This is a genomic window from Pseudomonas sp. S3(2024) (assembly GCF_036861315.1).
GTDB classification, from domain to species: Bacteria; Pseudomonadota; Gammaproteobacteria; order Pseudomonadales; family Pseudomonadaceae; genus Aquipseudomonas; species Aquipseudomonas putida_A.
The window spans coordinates 522478-540383 of sequence record NZ_JAZAQQ010000004.1; the positions used below are offsets into that span (position 1 = coordinate 522478).

The following is a 17906-nucleotide window of genomic DNA, read 5'->3' on the forward strand; positions in this document are numbered from 1 at the left end:
CATAGGGGGAAATGAATGCCAATGTCAGATTCTGTCGCAAATGCCCTCGACGCTGATTGCCAACATTTCAAACGGGCTCAGCTATGATCGGCAACGGTCGATTATTTCGGCACAGTGTGTGCATCCACAGGGTTCACAGGTCGGCAACCCCTCCCCGTAGCGCGAGGATTGCCGTATAACGAGTGACATTCGCGTGTTTGGTAATAAAGGACCCACAATAAAAGCTGATGAAGACTCCAAAACGCATTGAACCCCTGATCGAAGACGGTCTGGTCGACGAAGTGCTGCGCCCACTCATGAGTGGTAAAGAAGCAGCTGTTTATGTGGTGCGCTGCGGTAACCAGTTACGTTGCGCGAAGGTTTACAAGGAGGCGAACAAACGCAGTTTCCGCCAGGCAGCCGAGTATCAGGAAGGCCGCAAGGTGCGTAACAGCCGGCAGGCGCGAGCGATGGCCAAGGGTTCGAAATTCGGTCGCAAAGAGACCGAAGACGCCTGGCAGAACGCCGAAGTCGCGGCGCTGTTCCGTCTGGCCGGTGCCGGCGTGCGAGTGCCCAAGCCGTACGACTTTCTGGATGGCGTGCTGCTGATGGAACTGGTGGCCGACGAATACGGCGATGCCGCCCCGCGTCTGAACGATGTGGTGCTGGAGCCGGATCAGGCCCGCGAGTATCACGCGTTCCTGATCTCGCAGATCGTGCTGATGTTGTGTACCGGTCTGGTGCACGGTGACCTCTCGGAGTTCAACGTGCTGCTGACCCCGACCGGCCCGGTGATCATCGACCTGCCGCAGGCGGTGGATGCCGCTGGCAACAACCACGCGTTCAGCATGCTCGAGCGCGATGTGGGCAACATGGCTTCGTACTTCGGGCGCTTTGCCCCGGAGCTGAAGCAGACCCGCTACGCGAAAGAAATGTGGGCGCTGTACGAAGCCGGCACCTTGCACCCCAACAGCGTGCTCACCGGCGAGTTCGACGATCCTGAAGACCTGGCCGACGTTGGCGGAGTGTTGCGCGAGATCGAAGCGGCGCGGCTCGACGAAGAGCGCAAGCAGGCGATCCGTGCGGCGGATGACGAGCCCAAAGGCAAGTCCGACGAACCGCCGCCGCCACCGTGGATGCAGTAAGCGCATGAACAGAAACCCGGCTTCGGCCGGGTTTTTTGTGCCTGCCGCATTTCCAGAACCACCGCAGATCCCCTGTGGGAGCGGGCTTGCTCGCGAAGGGGCCGTATCAGCCGCCATCCTTGTTGGCTGACACACCGCCTTCGCGGGCAAGCCCGCTCCCACAGGGATTTGTGGTGTTCTTGAAATGTGTGTGGGAATCTTGTCAGCCCTCGCACACTCAAGGATTGAATGTGAACGCCCGCCTCATCATCACCGCCCGGCTGATCTCCGACTTCGGCGCTTTCCTCAACATGGTCGCGCTGGCGACTTACGTTTACCTGCTAAGCAACAGCGCCATGAGCGTCGGGGTGTTCCTCGCCAGCCGGGTCGGCGGGGGGATTTTTGCCAGTCTGATCGGTACGCGCTTCTATCGGCGCTGGAATGGCCGGGTGCCGTTGATCGCTTTCGATCTGCTGCGCGCGGCTTTGCTTGGCCTGCTGTTGATCCTGCCGCTGAGCCAGCAGGCGTTGCTGTTGCCGGTGATCGCTTTCGGCCTGGGTTTTGGCAATTCGATGTTCGCCATCGGCCTCAACAGCCAGTTGCCGAGGCTGATCGACCCGGCGCAGCTACTGAAAACCAATGCCTGGATCACCTCGGCGTCATCCGCAGCGATGGTCGGCGGCAGCCTGGTGTCCGGCTTGCTGGTGGCGGCCTTCGGTTTCGAAACGGTCTTCGCGCTCAACGCACTGACCTATGTGCTGGCGGCGCTGTTGATTGCACCGTTGCGCTTCGCCGCTGCAGAAGTCAGCGAACAATCGACCAGCGAACGCGGCGAATGGTCAGCTCTGAAACAAGGCCTGCGCAGCGCTCCGGTGATCGCCGCGATGCTTGCCGTGACCATGGCCGACACCTTGGGCAGTGCCGCGCATAACGTCGGATTCCCGATCATCTCCAAATTGCTCACACCCGATTCGGCCAGCACCACGCTGGGCCTGATGCTGGCGGTGTGGGCCAGCGGCAAACTGCTGGGTGCGCGGATTGCCAGTCGCCTCAAAGGCACGGATAACCGTGATCTGGAGCGACGGTATTTCTTCGGCGTGGCGCTGATGTCCTGCGGTTTCATCCTGATGTTCCAGCAGCACAGCCTGCTCGGTCTGCTGCTGTTTTCCCTGCCGGCGGGGCTGGGTGATGGCGTCTCCGAAGTCAGCCTGATGTCGCGCCTGCAACGTGAGCCCGAGCATTTGCGCCTGCCGATTTTCAGTTTCCTGACCTTGCTGCAAATGATCGGGTTCGGCGTCGGCATGCTGGTTGCCGCGCCGTTTTACGGCTGGTGGACGCCGGGTGCCGTGGTCATGCTGTTCCACGGCATCCCGCTCGGTACGCTGTTGACCGTGAAGCTGCTGGCGCTCAGGCGCGGGCGGGTTGCGCGCAGCAGCCCGACGCCAGTTCCTTGAGGATCGGGCAATCGGGGCGATGGTCGCCATTACAGTGCTCGACCAGATCCTGCAGGGTGTCGCGCAGCTCGCCGAGTTCACGGATCTTCCGGTTCAGCTCGTCGATGTGCTGACGCGCCAGCGCTTTCACATCGGCACTGGCACGCTGGCGATCCTGCCACAGGGTCAGCAGCTTGCCGACTTCTTCCAGAGAAAATCCCAGGTCCCGCGAACGCTTGATGAACGCCAGGGTGTGCAGGTCATCGTCGCTGTAGACCCGGTAGCCGCTGTCGGTGCGATGGGCAGCCTTGAGCAGGCCGATCGACTCGTAATAGCGGATCATCTTCGCGCTCAGGCCACTGTGCCGGGCCGCTTGGCCGATGTTCATCGGTGCTCCTCCAGATCCTTCGGTTTCCAGGTTTTCAACAGTAGCGCATTGCTCACCACGCTGACGCTCGACAGCGCCATCGCCGCACCGGCCAGCACCGGATTGAGGAAGCCGAGCGCTGCCAGCGGAATGCCGATCAGGTTGTAGACGAAGGCCCAGAACAGGTTCTGGCGGATCTTCGCGTAAGTCTTGCGGCTGATCTCCAGCGCTGCCGGCACCAGCCGTGGATCGCCGCGCATCAGAGTGATGCCGGCGGCGTGCATCGCTACGTCGGTGCCGCCGCCCATGGCGATGCCGATGTCGGCAGCAGCCAGTGCCGGGGCGTCGTTGATGCCGTCGCCGACCATCGCCACCACCCCGGTTTGCTTCAGTTCGGCGACGGTCGCGGCTTTGTCGGCGGGGAGCACTTCGGCATGAACGTTTTCAATGCCCAGCGCCTCGGCCACCACGCGCGCACTGCCACGGTTGTCACCGGTCAGCAGATGGCTGTGAATACCGCGGGCGGCCAGTTGCTGCACGGCTTGCAGTGCGCCGGGCTTGAGCGTGTCGCCGAAGGCGAACAAACCGAGCACTTGCGGTTCCGGGCTTTGCTCGATCAGCCACGACAAGGTCCGGCCTTGGCTTTCCCAGGCCTTGGCGGACTCGGCGAGGTGGCCGGCGCTCAGGCCACTTTCTTCCAGCAAGCGCCGATTGCCCAGCGCCAGGCGCCGACCATCAAGCGTGCCAGCGATACCGCGCCCGGTCAGGGCCTGGCTGTCGCTGACATCCGGCACGCTCAGGTCACGCTCGGCGGCCGCGTCTAACACGGCTTTGGCCAGCGGATGCTCGCTGCCGCGTTGCAGGGCGCCGGCCAGTGTCAGCAGAGTATTTTCATCGCCATCCAGCGCACTGAAATGGGCGATACGCGGGGTGCCGGAAGTCAGCGTGCCGGTCTTGTCGAAGACCACGTTGTCGACTGCATGGGCACGTTCCAGCGCTTCGGCGTCCTTGATCAGAATGCCGTGACGCGCAGCCACACCCGTGCCGGCCATGATCGCCGTCGGCGTGGCGAGGCCGAGGGCACATGGACAGGCAATCACCAGCACAGCGACCGCGTTGATCAATGCTGTTTCCATAGGCGCGCCGTACAGCCACCAGCCAATCAGTGTCGCCAACGCGATCAGCAACACGCTGGGCACAAACACCTGGCTGACTTTATCCACCAGTTTTTGGATCGGCGCTTTCGCCGCCTGAGCGTCCTCTACCAGACGGATGATCCGCGCCAGCACGCTTTCCGCGCCGAGGGCGGTGGTGCGCACCAGCAAGCGACCTTCACCGTTGATCGCGCCGCCGGTGACTTTGTCGCCCGGCTGTTTTGGCACCGGCAGGCTTTCGCCGCTGATTAGCGCTTCGTCCGCGTGGCTCTGACCTTCGAGCACTTCGCCGTCGACCGGGAAGCGTTCGCCGGGTTTGACCAGCACCTGATCATTCAGGCGCAGAGCGCTGATCGCCACGTCTTGCTCGCGACCGTCAATGACCTGAATCGCCCGTTCCGGACGCAAGGCTTCGAGGGCGCGGATGGCGCTGGCGGTCTGGCGTTTGGCGCGGCTTTCCAGGTATTTGCCGAGGAGCACCAGGGCGATCACCACCGCCGAGGCTTCGAAATACAGATGCGGCATGCGCCCGGCGGCGGTGGCCCATTCGTACAGGCTCAAGCCATAACCGGCGCTGGTGCCGAGGGCCACCAGCAAGTCCATGTTACCGGCGCCGGCGCGCACGGCTTTCCACGCGGCCACGTAGAAACGTGCACCGAAAATGAATTGCACCGGGGTGGCGAGGGCGAATTGCGCCCAGGCCGGAAGCATCCAGTGAGTGCCGAACGGTTGCAGCAGCATCGGCAACACCAGCGGCAACGCCAGGACGATCGCGCAGATCAGCGCCCAGCGTTCATGTTGCAGGCGCTGTTGCTGGTTATCGGTGGCGGGGTGTTCGGCTTGCCAGACGCTGGCCGAGTAACCGGCCTTGCTTACAGCATCGAGCAGCGACTGAATGTCGACCTGACCGAGCCATTCGAGGTGTGCGCGTTCGTTGGCGAGGTTGACGCTGACGCTCTTCACCCCGGGGACTTTGTTCAGGGCGCGCTCGACGCGACCGACGCACGAGGCGCAGGTCATGCCGTCGATGCTCAACTCCACCGTCTGCTGCGGCACGCTGTAACCGGCGCGTTCAACCGCCGCCATCAACGCCGGCAAGCTGTCACCAGGCGCCTGGACGCGGGCCTGTTCGGTGGCGAGATTGACGCTGACGGCACTGGCGCCGCTGACTTTGCGCAACGCCCGCTCGACACGCCCGGCGCAACTGGCGCAGGTCATGCCGGCAATCGGCAGATCGAAAGTGATGGAATCGGACATCGGTCTTACTCCCTGTAGAAGATGCCTACAAGGATCAACCTTGCCACGCGGGCAAGGTCAAGCGCCAATATTTGACTCACTACAAAAACAGTGTGGGAGCGGGCTTGCTCGCGAATGCGGTGTGTCAGTCAACATCATCGCTGAATGACACAGCGCATTCACGAGCAAGCCCGCTCCCACATTTGGAGTTTTGCTTAGTATTCGAGGGCGGCAGGTCGCAGGTACAAGCCTTTGGCATTTGCCGCGATCCGGTACTTGAGCACATCGCCGGCCTTGAGCGAGATCTCCTGCGCCGGCGGCGCGAGCATGCCTGCCTGGCAACCCGGCACTTGGCCAGGCAATTGTTTCAGACGGATGGAAATCGTCCCGTGGGGCAGGTTGAACGAAGTGGTCTGTTCCTGAAGCAGGCGCGCTGCCAGTTCATCATTGACGTACACGCCAATCTCGCAGGGAGTCGGCACTTCCAGACGCTCGCGCGAGATGATCAGAACGGCGTAGTCCTCACCGGTCGCGTTGGCCTGGGGCAGGGCGGCAAAGAGGCTGAGCAAGCCAAACAGGCTGAAAGCTGACCAGCGCATGGCTGAATCTCCTGAATTTGAGTCATTGATGCACGCAGCTTGGCTGAGCGCGACGCCGATTGCCAGCCCGGCAGTTTTCTGCAGAACTTGACCTTGCCATGGTGGCAAGCTCGACACTGCGGGCAACCTCACTCAAAGGAGTCCATCCATGCAAGTGTTCAACGTTCAAGGCATGTCCTGCGGCCACTGTGTCAAAGCCATCACCAACGCCGTGCAGGCGAAGGATCCGGCGGCCAGCGTGCGAGTCGATCTGGCGGCCAAAGTAGTCGGCGTCGAGAGTTCGCTCAGCGCGGAGCAGGTGATCGAGGTCATCAAGGATGAGGGCTACCCGGTGAAATTGGCCGGTTAACGATAGACCCCTGTGGCGAGGGAGCTTGCTGCCGCCGGGGCGCGAAGCGGCCCTTTTTTCAATTGAAAAACACTGGGCCTGCTGCGCAGTCCAGCGGGAGCAGATTTCAGGTGTAGGTCATCTGATTTCTAATAGTTAGCGAGCTATCGGAATGTTCAAGGTGTCTCAGCGCGGCTAGACTGTCGGGCTGCCGACTTCTATCCCACCTGGATGCCTGATGAACTTCCGTACCATTCTGATTCTCGGTGCCCTGAGCGCCTTCGGTCCGCTGGCGATCGACTTCTATTTGCCGGCGTTCCCGTCGATGGCGCTGGCCTTTGGCACTGATGAAAAGCATGTGCAACTGACCCTGGCGGCCTATTTCGCCGGTCTGTCGATCGGGCAGCTGCTGTATGGCCCGGTGGCCGACCGGTTTGGGCGGCGCCTGCCGCTGTTGGTCGGTGTCGGCCTGTTCACCCTGGCCTCGCTGGCCTGTGCTTATGCACCGAATCTGGAATGGCTGATCGGCGCGCGTTTCGTTCAGGCGCTGGGCGGCTGCGCGGGGATGGTGATTTCCCGGGCGGTGGTCAGTGACAAGTGCGATGCGGTCGGTTCGGCGAAAGTCTTTTCGCAACTGATGCTGGTGATGGGGTTGGCGCCGATTCTCGCGCCGTTGCTCGGCGGTCTGCTGGTCAACACCACGGGCTGGCAGTCGATCTTCCTCGCACTGACGGGCTTCAGCGCACTGGCCGGCCTGGCTGTGGCGTTGGGGCTGCCAGAAAGTCTGCCGGCCCATGTGCCGCGCCAACCACTGTCCGGTGCGTTGCGCCAATACGGCCGGTTGTTCGGCGACCGGGTGTTTCTCGGGCACGCCCTGACCGGTGGGATCGCGGTCGCCGGGATGTTTTCCTATATCGCCGGTTCGCCGTTCGTCTTCATCAAGCTCTACGGCGTACCGGCCGAGCATTTCGGCTGGCTGTTCGGCACCAATGCGGCGGGTTTCATTCTGGTGGCCCAGGTCAACGCACGGCTGTTGGCCAAGCGCGGTCCGGCATTCCTGCTGGCACGGGCGGTGTGGGTGTATCTGTTGGCCGGGGTTTCTTTGCTCGCGGTCAGCTCGCTGCACACCGAAGCGTTGTGGCCGCTGTTGATCCCGTTGTTCGTGTGTATCGCCAGCCTCGGCTGCATCCTGCCCAACGCAGCGGCGTGTGCAATGAATGGCCAGGGTGCGCGTGCCGGTAGTGCGTCGGCACTGATGGGCTGCCTGCAGTTCAGCGTGGCTTCCGGCGCGGCTTCGCTGGTGGGCGTTCTGCACGACGGCAGCGCCATGCCGATGGCGATGGTCATCAGCCTGTGCGGGTTGCTGGTGGTGAGCGTCGCGATGTACACCCGGCATTTGCAGAATGCCCGGGCGTTGGCGCAAGCACAGGCCGAAGCCTGACTGCCTCAGCCGACGGCGCGTTGCTGTCCGGGGTCGGGAATCCGATGGGGCGCGTGCAGGCGCGCTTCGAGGGTGCGGGTGAAGGCGAGCGCCTCGGCTTCACTGCGAAAGGTCACGGCGTGCTGGTCCAGGCGAACCTGCCATTGGGACTTTGCCACTTCTTTTATCAGGATCTTCATTACTGACCTCCCTTGTGTAAAAGATGCATCGCAGAGGCTTCGAGTGTAGACCTGAATACGATCGGATTTGTGACAACGATCAAGCATCTGACTGACGGCAAAAAATAGCGCCAGCCCTTGAAAGGACTGGCGCTGATTACGACGTCCGGGTTTTCAGAAACTTTCTAAAACAATTTTGCCCTTGGCCTTGCCGCTTTCCAGCAGCTCATGCGCCCGGCGCAGGTTCGCCGCGTTGATCGTGCCGAAATGCTCGCCGACGGTGGTCTTCAACGTCCCCGCATCAATCAGCTCGGCCACTCGGTTGAGCAGCTTGTGCTGCTCTATCATGTCCGGTGTTTCGAACAGCGAGCGGGTGTACATGAACTCCCAGTGCAGCGACAGGCTCTTGCGCTTGAGCTGGCTCACGTCCAGCGACTTCGGATCGTCGATCAGCGCGAGTTTGCCTTGCGGGGCCAACGCCTCGACCAGTTGCTCCAGGTGCAGATCGGTCTGGGTCAGGCTGGCGACGTGGGTCACGTGATCGATGCCGGCGCGTTTCAGTTCTTCGCTCAGCGGCTGGCTGTGGTCGATCACCAGGTCGGCGCCCAGCTCGGTCACCCAGTCGCGAGTCTGTGCGCGGGACGCGGTGCCGATGACCTTCAGGCCGGTCAACTGGCTGGCCAGTTGGGTTAGGATCGAACCGACGCCGCCAGCGGCGCCGACGATCAGCAGGCTTTGACCTTCATCGGTCTTGCCCTCACGGATCTGCAGGCGTTCGAACAGCAGTTCCCACGCGGTGATCGCGGTCAGCGGCAGCGCGGCGGCTTCGGCAAAACCGAGGGATTTGGGCATGTGGCCAACAATGCGCTCATCGACCACGTGCAGCTCGCTGTTGCCACCGGCACGGGCGATGGAGCCGGCGTAAAACACTTTGTCGCCGGCCTTGAACAGCGTCACTTCACTGCCGACGGCCTTGACCACACCGGCGACGTCCCAGCCCAGTACTTTTGCTGCGCCGTTTTCCGGCGCCACGTTCTGCCGCACCTTGGTGTCGACCGGGTTGACCGAGATGGCTTTGACTTCCACCAGCAGGTCGCGCGGGCCGGCGACCGGCTCCGGCAGTTCGATGTCTTGCAGGGATTTTTCGTCGCTGATCGGCAGGGAGGCGTAATAGGCGATGGCTTTCATGACTTGCTCCGTAACGGTAATAGAAGAAGGGCTCAGGCGATGGCGCCCAGACGTTTCAATTGGAAGTGTTCGATGCAGTGGCCGGCGGCGGCCTGGAAGTTCTGAAAATGCGCGCTGGCGTTGTGCGCCGAAAGGATTTCCTCGCTGGCCCAGTGTTCGATCACATAAAAGGTCAGCGGATCGGCGAGGTCGCGGTGCAGGTCGTACTGGCTGCAGCCTTCCTCGGCGCGGCTCGGCTCAACCAGTGCGCGCAGGGCGTTTTCGAGGGTGTCCTGCTGGCCGGGTTTGGCGATCAGTGTGGCGATGGCGGTGAATGCTTGGGACATGTGCGGCTCCAGTCGCGGGATAAATTTGCTTGAACCCATCATTGGCTATTTCTCGGCGCGATAAAACCGGCTAAAAGAGCAGTCTCTTTCAATATTTTTTTGATAATCGAGGCTGAGAATGCTGCGTTTCGACGATTTACAGTTGTTCGTTCGCGCGGCGGATCTGGGCAGCCTATCGGCAGCGGCGCGGGTGATGGACATGTCCGCCGCTGTGGCCAGCGCCGCGCTCAAACGCATCGAACAGCAACTGGGCGTGCGTTTGCTGGCGCGCTCGACCCGCAGTCTGCGTCTGACCGCCGAGGGCGAAGGCTTCCTCGAATACGCGCGGGCCGCGTTGAGTTCGCTGGACGAAGGCCGGCGATTTCTCTCCAGCGCGCAGGATCAGGTCAGCGGCATCCTGCAGTTGTCGGCGCCTTCGGATTTCGGGCGCAACCTGCTGTTGCCGTGGCTCGACGAGTTTCAGCGCGAGCATCCGAAGCTGACCGTGCGCCTGCTGCTCGGTGACCGGATCGCCGACCTGTTCCGCCAGCCGGTGGACATCGCCCTGCGTTATGGCGAACCCGAGGATTCGAGCCTGGTGGCCCTGCCCATCGCCCCGGACAATCGCCGCGTGCTCTGCGCATCGCCGGCATACCTGGCGCGCCACGGTGAGCCGCGTCAGCTCGAACAACTGGCGCAGCACAATTGCCTGCTGTACATGCTCGGCAGCCGCGTGCACGACCATTGGAGTTTTCATGACGGCAAACGTGAAGTCGGCCTGACGGTCAGTGGCGATCGCTTCAGTGATGACGCCGACGTCGTCCGGTTGTGGGCGGTGGCGGGGGCGGGCATCGCCTACAAATCGTGGCTCGATGTCGGCGCGGATGTGCTCGCCGGGCGCCTCAAAGTGTTGCTGCCAGAGCTGCTCTGTGAGCGTGCTCCGCTGAATCTGTTGTGCGCCCATCGCGCACAATTGAGTAAGCCGGTGAACCTTTTGAGGGAAATGCTCGCCAGCCGATGCGCCGAATTGAGTAGTCAATTTCCCCATTTCCCGAAAGTTGATCATTAGTCGCAGGCAATTAGCGAAATTTCACTCAGGAACTATCACCATTCGTGTCAGCCACGGCGCAGGAAGCAGCGTGCATCCCGCTTATACTAGCGACCGCCTCAAACCTGCACCGATAACCGGTCAGGACTGAATCCGGCCGGTTTTTCAGAGCCGGGCGAGTGCTGCACAAACGCCGCGGACACTCCATTGACGGGTGCCGCAGCACCGGCCTGGCTTGCTCCGGTTCATGGCGTTTTACCCGTCTTGGCCGATGACCCATTACTGGTCAAGATGTCTTCGAGCAGTAGACGATACGATTCAACAGGGAGTGAATACATGGAACATGCACCTTGCATCAGCCAGATCGCCACGCTGCTGGCCGACCCCAAGCGCAGTGCGATGATGTGGGCGTTGATGGATGGCTCGGCACGCCAGACCGAAGAGCTGGCGCTGCTGGCAGGGTTGTCGCCATCTTCGGCCAGTGCGCATCTGGGGCGTTTGTCCGCCGGGGGCCTGTTGAAAGTCGAGGTCCGTGGGCGCAAGCGCTTTTTCCGTCTGGCAGCCCCGGAGATCGCGGCGGCCATCGAAGCGTTGGCCAGTGCCACGATCGCCAGCGCACCGCGGGAAATTCCTCACGTATTCAAACGCTCGGCACCGAGCGCCAATCCCCGGACTGCGCCGTCTTCACTGCTGCGTGCGCGCTTTTGCGATGATCATTTGGGTGGCACGCTGGCCGCCGATCTGTATCAGCGTCTGCTCGATGCCGGCTGGCTCGAACAGATCGAGCAGCGGGTCGTGGTGACCCTCAAAGGCTCGACTCAACTGGCCAACCGCGGTGTGTTCATCCAGGCCCTCGCTCATCGCAAGGCTCAGGTGGCGTGCGCCTGTCCGGACTGGAGTGAACGTCGCCCGCACCTGGGCGGTTCACTCGGCGCGGCGGTGCTGCAACTGTTCATGCAGTCCGGCTGGCTGGTGCTGCCCAAGGACTCCCGAGCCTTGCAAGTGACCCCGGCCGGGCAGCGGGAAATCCAGCGGTTCGCCAAGGAAACCGAGCTGGAATTGGCGTGATAGAGCGTTCGCCGACCGACACTTCGCGCTGGCGTCGCCTGTGACTGCGAACAGGTCGTATCCAGAAAAAGCGCTGAGGCGTTATCGCGCACACTCGATCCGCACACATTGCGGAGGGGATGGGCATGGATACGCGAGACTTCAGCGCGGCAGAACGCCTGGAACGGCTGCCGCTCAGCGGTTATCACCGGGTTATTTTCATCATCATTGCCCTGGCGTTCTTTTTCGACTCCATGGACTTGGCCATGATGACGTTCCTGCTCGGCTCGATCAAAACCGAGTTCGGCTTGAGCAGTGCACAAGCCGGCCTGCTCGCCAGTTCGAGTTTTTTCGGCATGGTGCTGGGGGCGTCTTTATCGGGGATGCTCGCCGATCGTTTCGGGCGCAAACCGGTGTTTCAGTGGAGCATCGTGCTGTGGGGCGTGGCCAGTTATCTGTGTTCGACCGCGCAAACGGTCGAGAGCCTGACGCTGTTCCGGATCCTGCTGGGGATCGGCATGGGCATGGAGTTTCCGATTGCACAGTCGATGCTTTCGGAGTTGATCCCGGCGCAGCGGCGCGGGCGCTACATTGCATTGATGGACGGTTTCTGGCCGCTGGGTTTCGTCGCCGCCGGGGTGCTGTCGTACTTTCTGCTGCCGCTGATTGGCTGGCGCGATATCTTCCTGGTGTTGGCGGTGCCGGCGGTGTTTGTGCTGGCGATCCGTTTCTTTATCCCCGAATCACCGCGCTGGCTGGAGCAAGCCGGACGCCTTGAGGCGGCGGACAAGGTCCTGAGCGCAATAGAGACGCGCGTGCGCACGTCGCTCGGGGGGGCGACGCTGCCGGAGCCGGTGCGCCTGCCAAGAACAGTGACGCCGCCGGGCAACTTCTTCTCGGCGCTCAAGCAGATCTGGTCGCCGCAATATCGCCAGCGCACCACGATGATCTGGAGCCTGTGGTTTTTCGCCTTGCTCGGTTTCTACGGGCTGACATCGTGGCTCAGTGCGTTGTTGCAACAGTCGGGTTTCGCCGTGACCCAGTCGGTGTATTACACCGTACTGATTTCTCTGGGCGGGATTCCCGGGTTCCTGATGGCCGCGTGGCTGGTGGAACGCTGGGGGCGCAAACCGGTGTGCATCGTGACGTTGCTCGGCGGCGGAGTGATGGCGTTTCTCTACGGGCAGAGTGCGGTGTTCGGCGGCAACGTCGCGTTGCTGATCAGCTCGGGGCTGCTGATGCAGTTTTTCCTGTTCGGCATGTGGGCGGTGCTCTACACCTACACGCCTGAGTTGTACCCGACTTCGGCGCGCGCCACAGGCTCGGGCTTTGCCTCGGCGATTGGCCGTGTCGGCTCGTTGCTCGGGCCGCTGGTGACCGGGCTGGTGTTCCCGATTACCGGGCAGGGCGGGGTGTTTGCGCTGGGGGCGCTGTGCTTTGCGATTGCGGCGGGGGTGGTGTGGCTGTTCGGGATGGAGACGCGCGGTAAAACCCTGGAAGAGCTGACTGAAGCAGAGATCGCTGGCTGAACACAGCACCCTGTGGGAGCGGGCTTGCTCGCGAAAGCGGTGTGTCATTCAACCAATATGTCGACTGACACACCGCTTTCGCGAGCAAGCCCGCTCCCACAGGGGATTTGCTTTGTACTTACGGTTTTACCAGACGCGCATCCAGGCTGTTCTGCGCCAGGCGCTTGGCCTGATCCTGGGTCATGCCCAGGTGTTCATGCAGCGCATGGAAGTTCTCGGTGACGTAGCCGCCGAAGTACGCCGGGTCATCGGAGTTGACGGTGACCTTCACCCCACGCTCTAGCATGTCGAGGATGTTGTGCTGCGACATGTGATCGAACACGCAGAGCTTGGTGTTCGACAGCGGGCACACAGTTAACGGGATCTGCTCGTCGATGATCCGCTGCATCAGGCGCTCGTCTTCGATGGCGCGTACGCCATGGTCGATACGCTGGATCTTCAGCAGGTCGATGGCTTCCCAGATGTATTCCGGCGGGCCTTCTTCACCGGCGTGGGCGACGGTCAGGAAACCCTCGTGGCGGGCGCGGTCGAACACACGCTGGAACTTGCTTGGTGGGTGACCCATCTCCGAGCTGTCGAGACCGACGGCGACAAACGCATCACGGAACGGCAGCGCCTGATCGAGGGTTTTCTGTGCTTCGTCTTCGCTCAGGTGGCGCAGGAAGCTCAGGATCAAACCGCTGGTGATGCCCAGTTGCTGTTCGCCATCCTTGAGTGCCGCAGCGATGCCGTTGAGCACCACTTCGAACGGGATGCCCCGGTCGGTGTGGGTCTGCGGGTCGAAGAACGGTTCTGTGTGAATCACGTTCTGCGCTTTGCAGCGCAGCAGGTAGGCCCAGGTCAGGTCGTAGAAGTCCTGCGAGGTGCGCAGCACGTCGGCGCCCTGGTAATACAGGTCGAGGAATTCCTGCAGGTTGTTGAAGGCGTAGGCCTTGCGCAGGGTTTCGACATCGCTCCACGGCAGGGCGATCTTGTTGCGTTCGGCCAGGGCGAACAGCAACTCAGGCTCCAGCGAGCCTTCCAGATGCAGGTGCAGTTCGGCCTTGGGAAGGGCGTTGAGCCAATCGTACATATTCTTTTCTCATCAGGTGCAGATGGCGGCCATTCTACAGATGCGCGCCGAAACAATTGGCAAAACCTGACCAAGCGATCCATCACACCGCTTGCGGCTCGCGCCGATAGGCGTAGGTATCGGCGAAGCGCGACAGCAGGAATTCGGCGCAGGTGGTGGTCGGATATTTCGCCGGATGCTGTGCGTCCTGGCAACCGGGCAGGCATTCGATACGGGTGTCCGGGTGCGGCTCGGCGAAGAACGGCATCGAATAGCGATCCACCCCCAGCGGGCTGATCACCCGGTGCGGGGTCGAGCGATAGCGGTCGTTGCTCCAGCGCGCCATCATGTCGCCGAGGTTGACCACGAAGGTGCCGTCAATCGGTGGCGCGTCGATCCATTCACCGTTGATGTTCTTCACTTGCAGGCCGCCGGCGCTGTCCTGGTAGAGCAGGGTGATGCAGCCGTAATCGGTGTGCGCTCCGGCGCCTTGCTGTTCGGCGCTGCTGGCGGTGTGGCGTGGTGGGTAGTGGATCATCCGCAGTACGCTGACCGGCTCAACGAAGCGCGAATCGAAGAAGTCGCGTTCGATCCCCAGCGCAATCGTCATCGCCCGCAGCAGGGTTTGCGCGAGCGCCTGCATGTCGAGGTAATGCTGCTCCATCAGCGCCTCCCAGCCAGCTTGTGCAGGATGACGATTCGGCCCGCGCAGCGGTTTTTCCGCGAGCACGTCGGGATGATCCGCCGGCAAGTGCAGGCCCATGTCGAAGGTTTCCTTGAGGTCGCTGGGTTTGTCCGGGTCGAGCTGTTCGGTGGCGATGGCGCCGTAGCCGCGATGGTGGCGGGTCTGGGTGATGTCGATCTTGAGTTTTTCCGCTGAGGGCAGAGCAAAAAAACGTTGAGTCTGATCGAGCACGGCGTCGATGCGCTGCGCGGAAATCGGGTGGCCCGTGATGTAGAAAAAGCCCCATTCGCGGCAGGCCTGGTCGATCTGCGCGGCGACGGCGGGCCAGGCGTTTCGGTCGGTGGAATAGAGCGGGCTGATGTCGATGATCGGGAGCTGATCCATACACAATCCTTGAGAACACTGAAGATCCAAATGTGGGAGCGGGCTTGCTCGCGAAGGGGCCGTGTCAGTCAATACATGCGTTGGCTGATACACCGCTTTCGCGAGCAAGCCCGCTCCCACAGGGGAATGGTGGTGGGGCCGGAATTACTTCGGCATCTCTGCCTTCATCCCTTCCACGTAATAGTTCATCGACGCCAATTCGGCATTGGTTGCGCTCACCCCAGCAGGGATCTTCTCCACGCCGGCCTGATCCTTGATCGGCCCGGTGAACGGTTGCAGCGCGCCGCTCTTGATGTCGGCGATAATTTGTTCGGCCTCGGCTTTCACCGGTGCCGGTACCAGATCACTGATCGGCAGTTCAACCGTGCCTTCCTTCAGCCCGCCCCAGTAGTCCTGGGATTTCCAGTTGTGGTCGATCACGCTCTGGGTCGCCTGAATGTAGTGCGGTGCCCAGTCGTTGACGATCGAAGTCAGCACCGCTTTCGGGCCGAAGTGCGCCATGTCCGAGGCGTAACCCACGGCGTACACGCCACGCCGTTCGGCGGCCTGAATCGGCGCCGGGCTGTCGGTGTGCTGGAACACTACGTCCACACCCTGATCGATCAGGGCGTTGGCGGCGTCGGCTTCCTTGCCCGGGTCAAACCACGAGTTGACCCACACCACTTTGATCTCGGTGCCAGGGTTGTACTTGTTCAGCGCCAGCTGGATGGCGTTGATGTCGCGGATCACTTCCGGAATCGGGAACGAGGCGACGTAACCGACCTTCTTGCTCTTGGTCATCTTCGCTGCAAGGAAACCGCCGACATAACGACCTTCGTAGGTGCGCGCGAGATAGGTGCCGAGGTTCTTGTCCTGCTTGTAGCCGGTGGCGTGTTCGAAGGTGACCTTGGGAAACTGTTTGGCGACTTTCAGCGTCGGGTTCATGTAGCCGAAGGAGGTGGTGAAAATCAGGTCGTAATTGTCCTTGGCCATGTTGCGGATCACCCGCTCGGCGTCGGCGCCCTCGGCCACGTTCTCGACGTAATTGGTGCTGATCTGCGCGCCGAATTTCTCCGCCAGCGCCTTGCGCCCCTGTTCATGCTGATACGTCCAGCCGTGGTCGCCGATCGGGCCGATGTAGACGAAACCGACCTTCAGCGGATCGGCAGCGCTGGCGCTCAGGCTGATCCCCAGACCGATGGCGGCGCACAGCAGTTTGTGCAGCGGACGTATTTGCATGAATTGGAGCTCCATTTTGTTGTGTGTGGTCAGGGGCAATGCAAATTGCTGACCAACAGGACAACAAACAATCCGAAACCGAGGCGCGGCCTTCGCGAGCAAGCCCGCTCCCACATTGGAATGCGATTCCCTGTGGGAGCGGGCTTGCTCGCGAAGAGGCCGGCAGGAACGATAAAAGTGCATGCCTGAAACCAGCTGCAATCGGTTGGTGCGCTAAGGTGTAACGAAACGTTAGCGCCGCGCCGCAGTCAGTAGCTCATTCGAATCTCTCTGCAAAAAGGCCCGCCATGCTCACGATCCTCAAGCAAGAAAGCTTTCTGCTGCTGGCGGTGATTGCCGCGTGCATCGCTTATCCGCTGGAACACTGGATGCTCCACAGCGGCNGCTAAGGTGTAACGAAACGTTAGCGCCGCGCCGCAGTCAGTAGCTCATTCGAATCTCTCTGCAAAAAGGCCCGCCATGCTCACGATCCTCAAGCAAGAAAGCTTTCTGCTGCTGGCGGTGATTGCCGCGTGCATCGCTTATCCGCTGGAACACTGGATGCTCCACAGCGGCCAGATCGTCGCGCTGATCTGCGGTCTGGTGCTGATCGCCTTCATCGTCGCCGCCTCGATGCGCGTCGCCCATCATGCCGAACTGCTCGCAGAAAAAGTCGGCGACCCCTACGGCACGATGATCCTGACCCTCGCTGCGGTGCTGGTGGAAGTGGTGATCCTGGCGATCATGATGAGCAACGAGGCGTCCGCCACGCTGGTGCGGGACACGATCTATTCGGCGGTGATGCTCGACATTAACGGCATCCTCGGCCTCGCCGCGTTGATGGGCGGGCTCAAGCACGGTGAGCAGTCGTACAACGATGATTCGGCACGCAGCTACAGCGTGATGATCCTCACCGCCATGGGCGTATCGATGGTGGTGCCGGAGTTTATTCCGGCGGCCAACTGGAAGATTTATTCAGCGTTCACCATCGGTGCGATGGTGGTGCTTTACGCGCTGTTCCTGCGCATGCAGGTCGGGCCGCACAGTTACTTTTTCAGCTACAGCTACCCGGATAAACGCCGCAAGAAAGAACCGGTGGAAGATGAACCGAAACCGCTGAGCCTGACCTGGTCGATCGGCATTCTGGTGTTCGGCGTGGTGGTGATCGGCGCACTGGCCGAAGTGATGTCCAAGACCCTCGATCTGGGCCTGGAAGGTACCGGTGCACCGCCGGTGATCACGGCGATTCTGGTGGCGGCGATTTCCGCGGCGCCGGAGATTCTGACGGCGTTGCGTGCCGCGTTGGCCAACCGCATGCAATCGGTGGTGAACATTGCGATGGGCGCGTCACTGTCGACGGTGATCCTGACGGTGCCGGTGATGGAAGCGATGGCGCTGTACACCGGTCAGCCGTTTCAAATGGCGATGACCCCGGTGCAGACGGTGATGATCTTCATCACGCTGATTGTCAGTGCGATCAATCTGAATGACGGCGAGACCAATGCCATCGAAGGCATGACTCACTTTGTGCTGTTTGCGACGTTTATCATGCTGTCCCTGCTCGGCCTTTAAGGACCTACACAAATCCAAATGTGGGAGCGGGCTTGCTCGCGAAGGCGGTGTATCAGGCAGCTTGAAACTGCATGACACACC

General features: G+C 61.6%; 17 protein-coding genes. 8 read left to right on the forward strand and 9 right to left on the reverse strand.

Annotation, left to right across the window (positions count from 1 at the left end; translation table 11 throughout):
- The first annotated feature begins 227 nt into the window (after window positions 1–227).
- Both VLA07_RS14040 and VLA07_RS14045 read left to right on the forward strand, forming a co-directional pair.
- Window positions 228–1124, forward strand: a complete 897-nt coding sequence (locus tag VLA07_RS14040; RefSeq protein WP_003221347.1) for a PA4780 family RIO1-like protein kinase — start codon at window positions 228–230, stop codon at window positions 1122–1124.
- Between the two features lie 230 nt (window positions 1125–1354).
- Window positions 1355–2557 (forward strand): MFS transporter, encoded by a 1203-nt coding sequence (locus tag VLA07_RS14045; protein WP_333989482.1) that lies wholly within the window; start codon window positions 1355–1357, stop codon window positions 2555–2557.
- On the opposite strand, the gene cueR is transcribed toward VLA07_RS14045, so the two are convergent.
- The 3 genes from cueR to VLA07_RS14060 all read right to left on the reverse strand — a co-directional run bounded on the left by cueR (window position 2511) and on the right by VLA07_RS14060 (window position 5892).
- Window positions 2511–2924 (reverse strand): Cu(I)-responsive transcriptional regulator, encoded by a 414-nt coding sequence (gene cueR, locus VLA07_RS14050; protein WP_027613627.1) that lies wholly within the window; start codon window positions 2922–2924, stop codon window positions 2511–2513. The two genes, VLA07_RS14045 and cueR, sit on opposite strands and share 47 nt — an antisense overlap.
- Entirely contained in the window at window positions 2921–5314 is a 2394-nt protein-coding gene (locus VLA07_RS14055; RefSeq protein ID WP_333989483.1) for a heavy metal translocating P-type ATPase, read from the reverse strand. The genes cueR and VLA07_RS14055 overlap by 4 nt, the downstream gene beginning before the upstream one ends.
- A gap of 194 nt (window positions 5315–5508) precedes the next feature.
- Window positions 5509–5892, reverse strand: coding sequence for a hypothetical protein (locus tag VLA07_RS14060; protein WP_027613629.1), 384 nt, complete (start codon window positions 5890–5892; stop codon window positions 5509–5511).
- A 148-nt stretch (window positions 5893–6040) separates the two neighbouring features.
- Here VLA07_RS14060 and VLA07_RS14065 point away from each other — a divergent pair, with 148 nt between their 5' ends.
- Window positions 6041–6241 carry a heavy-metal-associated domain-containing protein gene (locus tag VLA07_RS14065; RefSeq protein WP_027613630.1) on the forward strand — a complete coding sequence of 67 codons (201 nt, stop codon included), beginning with the start codon at window positions 6041–6043 and terminating at the stop codon, window positions 6239–6241.
- A 217-nt stretch (window positions 6242–6458) separates the two neighbouring features.
- Window positions 6459–7661 (forward strand): multidrug effflux MFS transporter, encoded by a 1203-nt coding sequence (locus tag VLA07_RS14070; RefSeq protein WP_027613631.1) that lies wholly within the window; start codon window positions 6459–6461, stop codon window positions 7659–7661.
- Window positions 7662–7666: 5 nt separating this feature from the next.
- On the opposite strand, the gene VLA07_RS14075 is transcribed toward VLA07_RS14070, so the two are convergent.
- The 3 genes from VLA07_RS14075 to VLA07_RS14085 form a co-directional block, all read right to left on the reverse strand.
- Window positions 7667–7840 carry a hypothetical protein gene (locus tag VLA07_RS14075; protein ID WP_166496092.1) on the reverse strand — a complete coding sequence of 58 codons (174 nt, stop codon included), beginning with the start codon at window positions 7838–7840 and terminating at the stop codon, window positions 7667–7669.
- Window positions 7841–7993: 153 nt separating this feature from the next.
- Window positions 7994–9007: a zinc-binding alcohol dehydrogenase family protein gene (locus VLA07_RS14080; RefSeq protein WP_027613632.1), complete on the reverse strand. Its 1014-nt coding sequence runs from the start codon at window positions 9005–9007 to the stop codon at window positions 7994–7996.
- A 32-nt stretch (window positions 9008–9039) separates the two neighbouring features.
- A complete protein-coding gene (locus tag VLA07_RS14085) occupies window positions 9040–9333 on the reverse strand; it encodes a putative quinol monooxygenase (RefSeq protein WP_096794850.1) in 294 nt (97 codons plus the stop codon).
- A 118-nt stretch (window positions 9334–9451) separates the two neighbouring features.
- Between VLA07_RS14085 and VLA07_RS14090 the strand changes: the two genes are divergently transcribed.
- The 3 genes from VLA07_RS14090 (at window position 9452) to VLA07_RS14100 (ending at window position 12936) form a co-directional block, all read left to right on the forward strand.
- Window positions 9452–10381 (forward strand): LysR family transcriptional regulator, encoded by a 930-nt coding sequence (locus VLA07_RS14090; RefSeq protein ID WP_007962958.1) that lies wholly within the window; start codon window positions 9452–9454, stop codon window positions 10379–10381.
- Between the two features lie 315 nt (window positions 10382–10696).
- Entirely contained in the window at window positions 10697–11428 is a 732-nt protein-coding gene (locus VLA07_RS14095) for an ArsR/SmtB family transcription factor (protein ID WP_097089938.1), read from the forward strand.
- A gap of 125 nt (window positions 11429–11553) precedes the next feature.
- A complete protein-coding gene (locus VLA07_RS14100) occupies window positions 11554–12936 on the forward strand; it encodes an MFS transporter (protein WP_333989484.1) in 1383 nt (460 codons plus the stop codon).
- A gap of 118 nt (window positions 12937–13054) precedes the next feature.
- Here VLA07_RS14100 and VLA07_RS14105 read toward each other — a convergent pair whose 3' ends face one another.
- From VLA07_RS14105 to VLA07_RS14115, 3 genes are all read right to left on the reverse strand, one after another.
- Window positions 13055–14008, reverse strand: a complete 954-nt coding sequence (locus VLA07_RS14105; RefSeq protein ID WP_003221371.1) for an adenosine deaminase — start codon at window positions 14006–14008, stop codon at window positions 13055–13057.
- A gap of 82 nt (window positions 14009–14090) precedes the next feature.
- Window positions 14091–15056 carry a 2-oxoglutarate and iron-dependent oxygenase domain-containing protein gene (locus VLA07_RS14110; protein ID WP_333989485.1) on the reverse strand — a complete coding sequence of 322 codons (966 nt, stop codon included), beginning with the start codon at window positions 15054–15056 and terminating at the stop codon, window positions 14091–14093.
- A 144-nt stretch (window positions 15057–15200) separates the two neighbouring features.
- Entirely contained in the window at window positions 15201–16274 is a 1074-nt protein-coding gene (locus VLA07_RS14115; RefSeq protein WP_333989486.1) for a BMP family ABC transporter substrate-binding protein, read from the reverse strand.
- 459 nt (window positions 16275–16733) lie between these two features.
- Between VLA07_RS14115 and VLA07_RS14120 the strand changes: the two genes are divergently transcribed.
- Window positions 16734–17825: a calcium:proton antiporter gene (locus VLA07_RS14120; protein ID WP_096794854.1), complete on the forward strand. Its 1092-nt coding sequence runs from the start codon at window positions 16734–16736 to the stop codon at window positions 17823–17825.
- The last annotated feature ends 81 nt before the right edge of the window (window positions 17826–17906 follow it).

Coding starts and splice junctions, on each gene's coding strand:
- VLA07_RS14105 (WP_003221371.1), bottom strand. CDS start 14,008: ATGTACGATTGGCTCAACGCCCTTCCCAAGGCCGAACTGCACCTGCAT.
- VLA07_RS14110 (WP_333989485.1), bottom strand. CDS start 15,056: ATGGATCAGCTCCCGATCATCGACATCAGCCCGCTCTATTCCACCGAC.
- VLA07_RS14120 (WP_096794854.1), top strand. CDS start 16,734: ATGCTCACGATCCTCAAGCAAGAAAGCTTTCTGCTGCTGGCGGTGATT.
- VLA07_RS14065 (WP_027613630.1), top strand. CDS start 6,041: ATGCAAGTGTTCAACGTTCAAGGCATGTCCTGCGGCCACTGTGTCAAA.
- VLA07_RS14060 (WP_027613629.1), bottom strand. CDS start 5,892: ATGCGCTGGTCAGCTTTCAGCCTGTTTGGCTTGCTCAGCCTCTTTGCC.
- VLA07_RS14080 (WP_027613632.1), bottom strand. CDS start 9,007: ATGAAAGCCATCGCCTATTACGCCTCCCTGCCGATCAGCGACGAAAAA.
- VLA07_RS14055 (WP_333989483.1), bottom strand. CDS start 5,314: ATGTCCGATTCCATCACTTTCGATCTGCCGATTGCCGGCATGACCTGC.
- VLA07_RS14085 (WP_096794850.1), bottom strand. CDS start 9,333: ATGTCCCAAGCATTCACCGCCATCGCCACACTGATCGCCAAACCCGGC.
- cueR (WP_027613627.1), bottom strand. CDS start 2,924: ATGAACATCGGCCAAGCGGCCCGGCACAGTGGCCTGAGCGCGAAGATG.
- VLA07_RS14070 (WP_027613631.1), top strand. CDS start 6,459: ATGAACTTCCGTACCATTCTGATTCTCGGTGCCCTGAGCGCCTTCGGT.
- VLA07_RS14040 (WP_003221347.1), top strand. CDS start 228: ATGAAGACTCCAAAACGCATTGAACCCCTGATCGAAGACGGTCTGGTC.
- VLA07_RS14115 (WP_333989486.1), bottom strand. CDS start 16,274: ATGCAAATACGTCCGCTGCACAAACTGCTGTGCGCCGCCATCGGTCTG.
- VLA07_RS14075 (WP_166496092.1), bottom strand. CDS start 7,840: ATGAAGATCCTGATAAAAGAAGTGGCAAAGTCCCAATGGCAGGTTCGC.
- VLA07_RS14090 (WP_007962958.1), top strand. CDS start 9,452: ATGCTGCGTTTCGACGATTTACAGTTGTTCGTTCGCGCGGCGGATCTG.
- VLA07_RS14095 (WP_097089938.1), top strand. CDS start 10,697: ATGGAACATGCACCTTGCATCAGCCAGATCGCCACGCTGCTGGCCGAC.
- VLA07_RS14100 (WP_333989484.1), top strand. CDS start 11,554: ATGGATACGCGAGACTTCAGCGCGGCAGAACGCCTGGAACGGCTGCCG.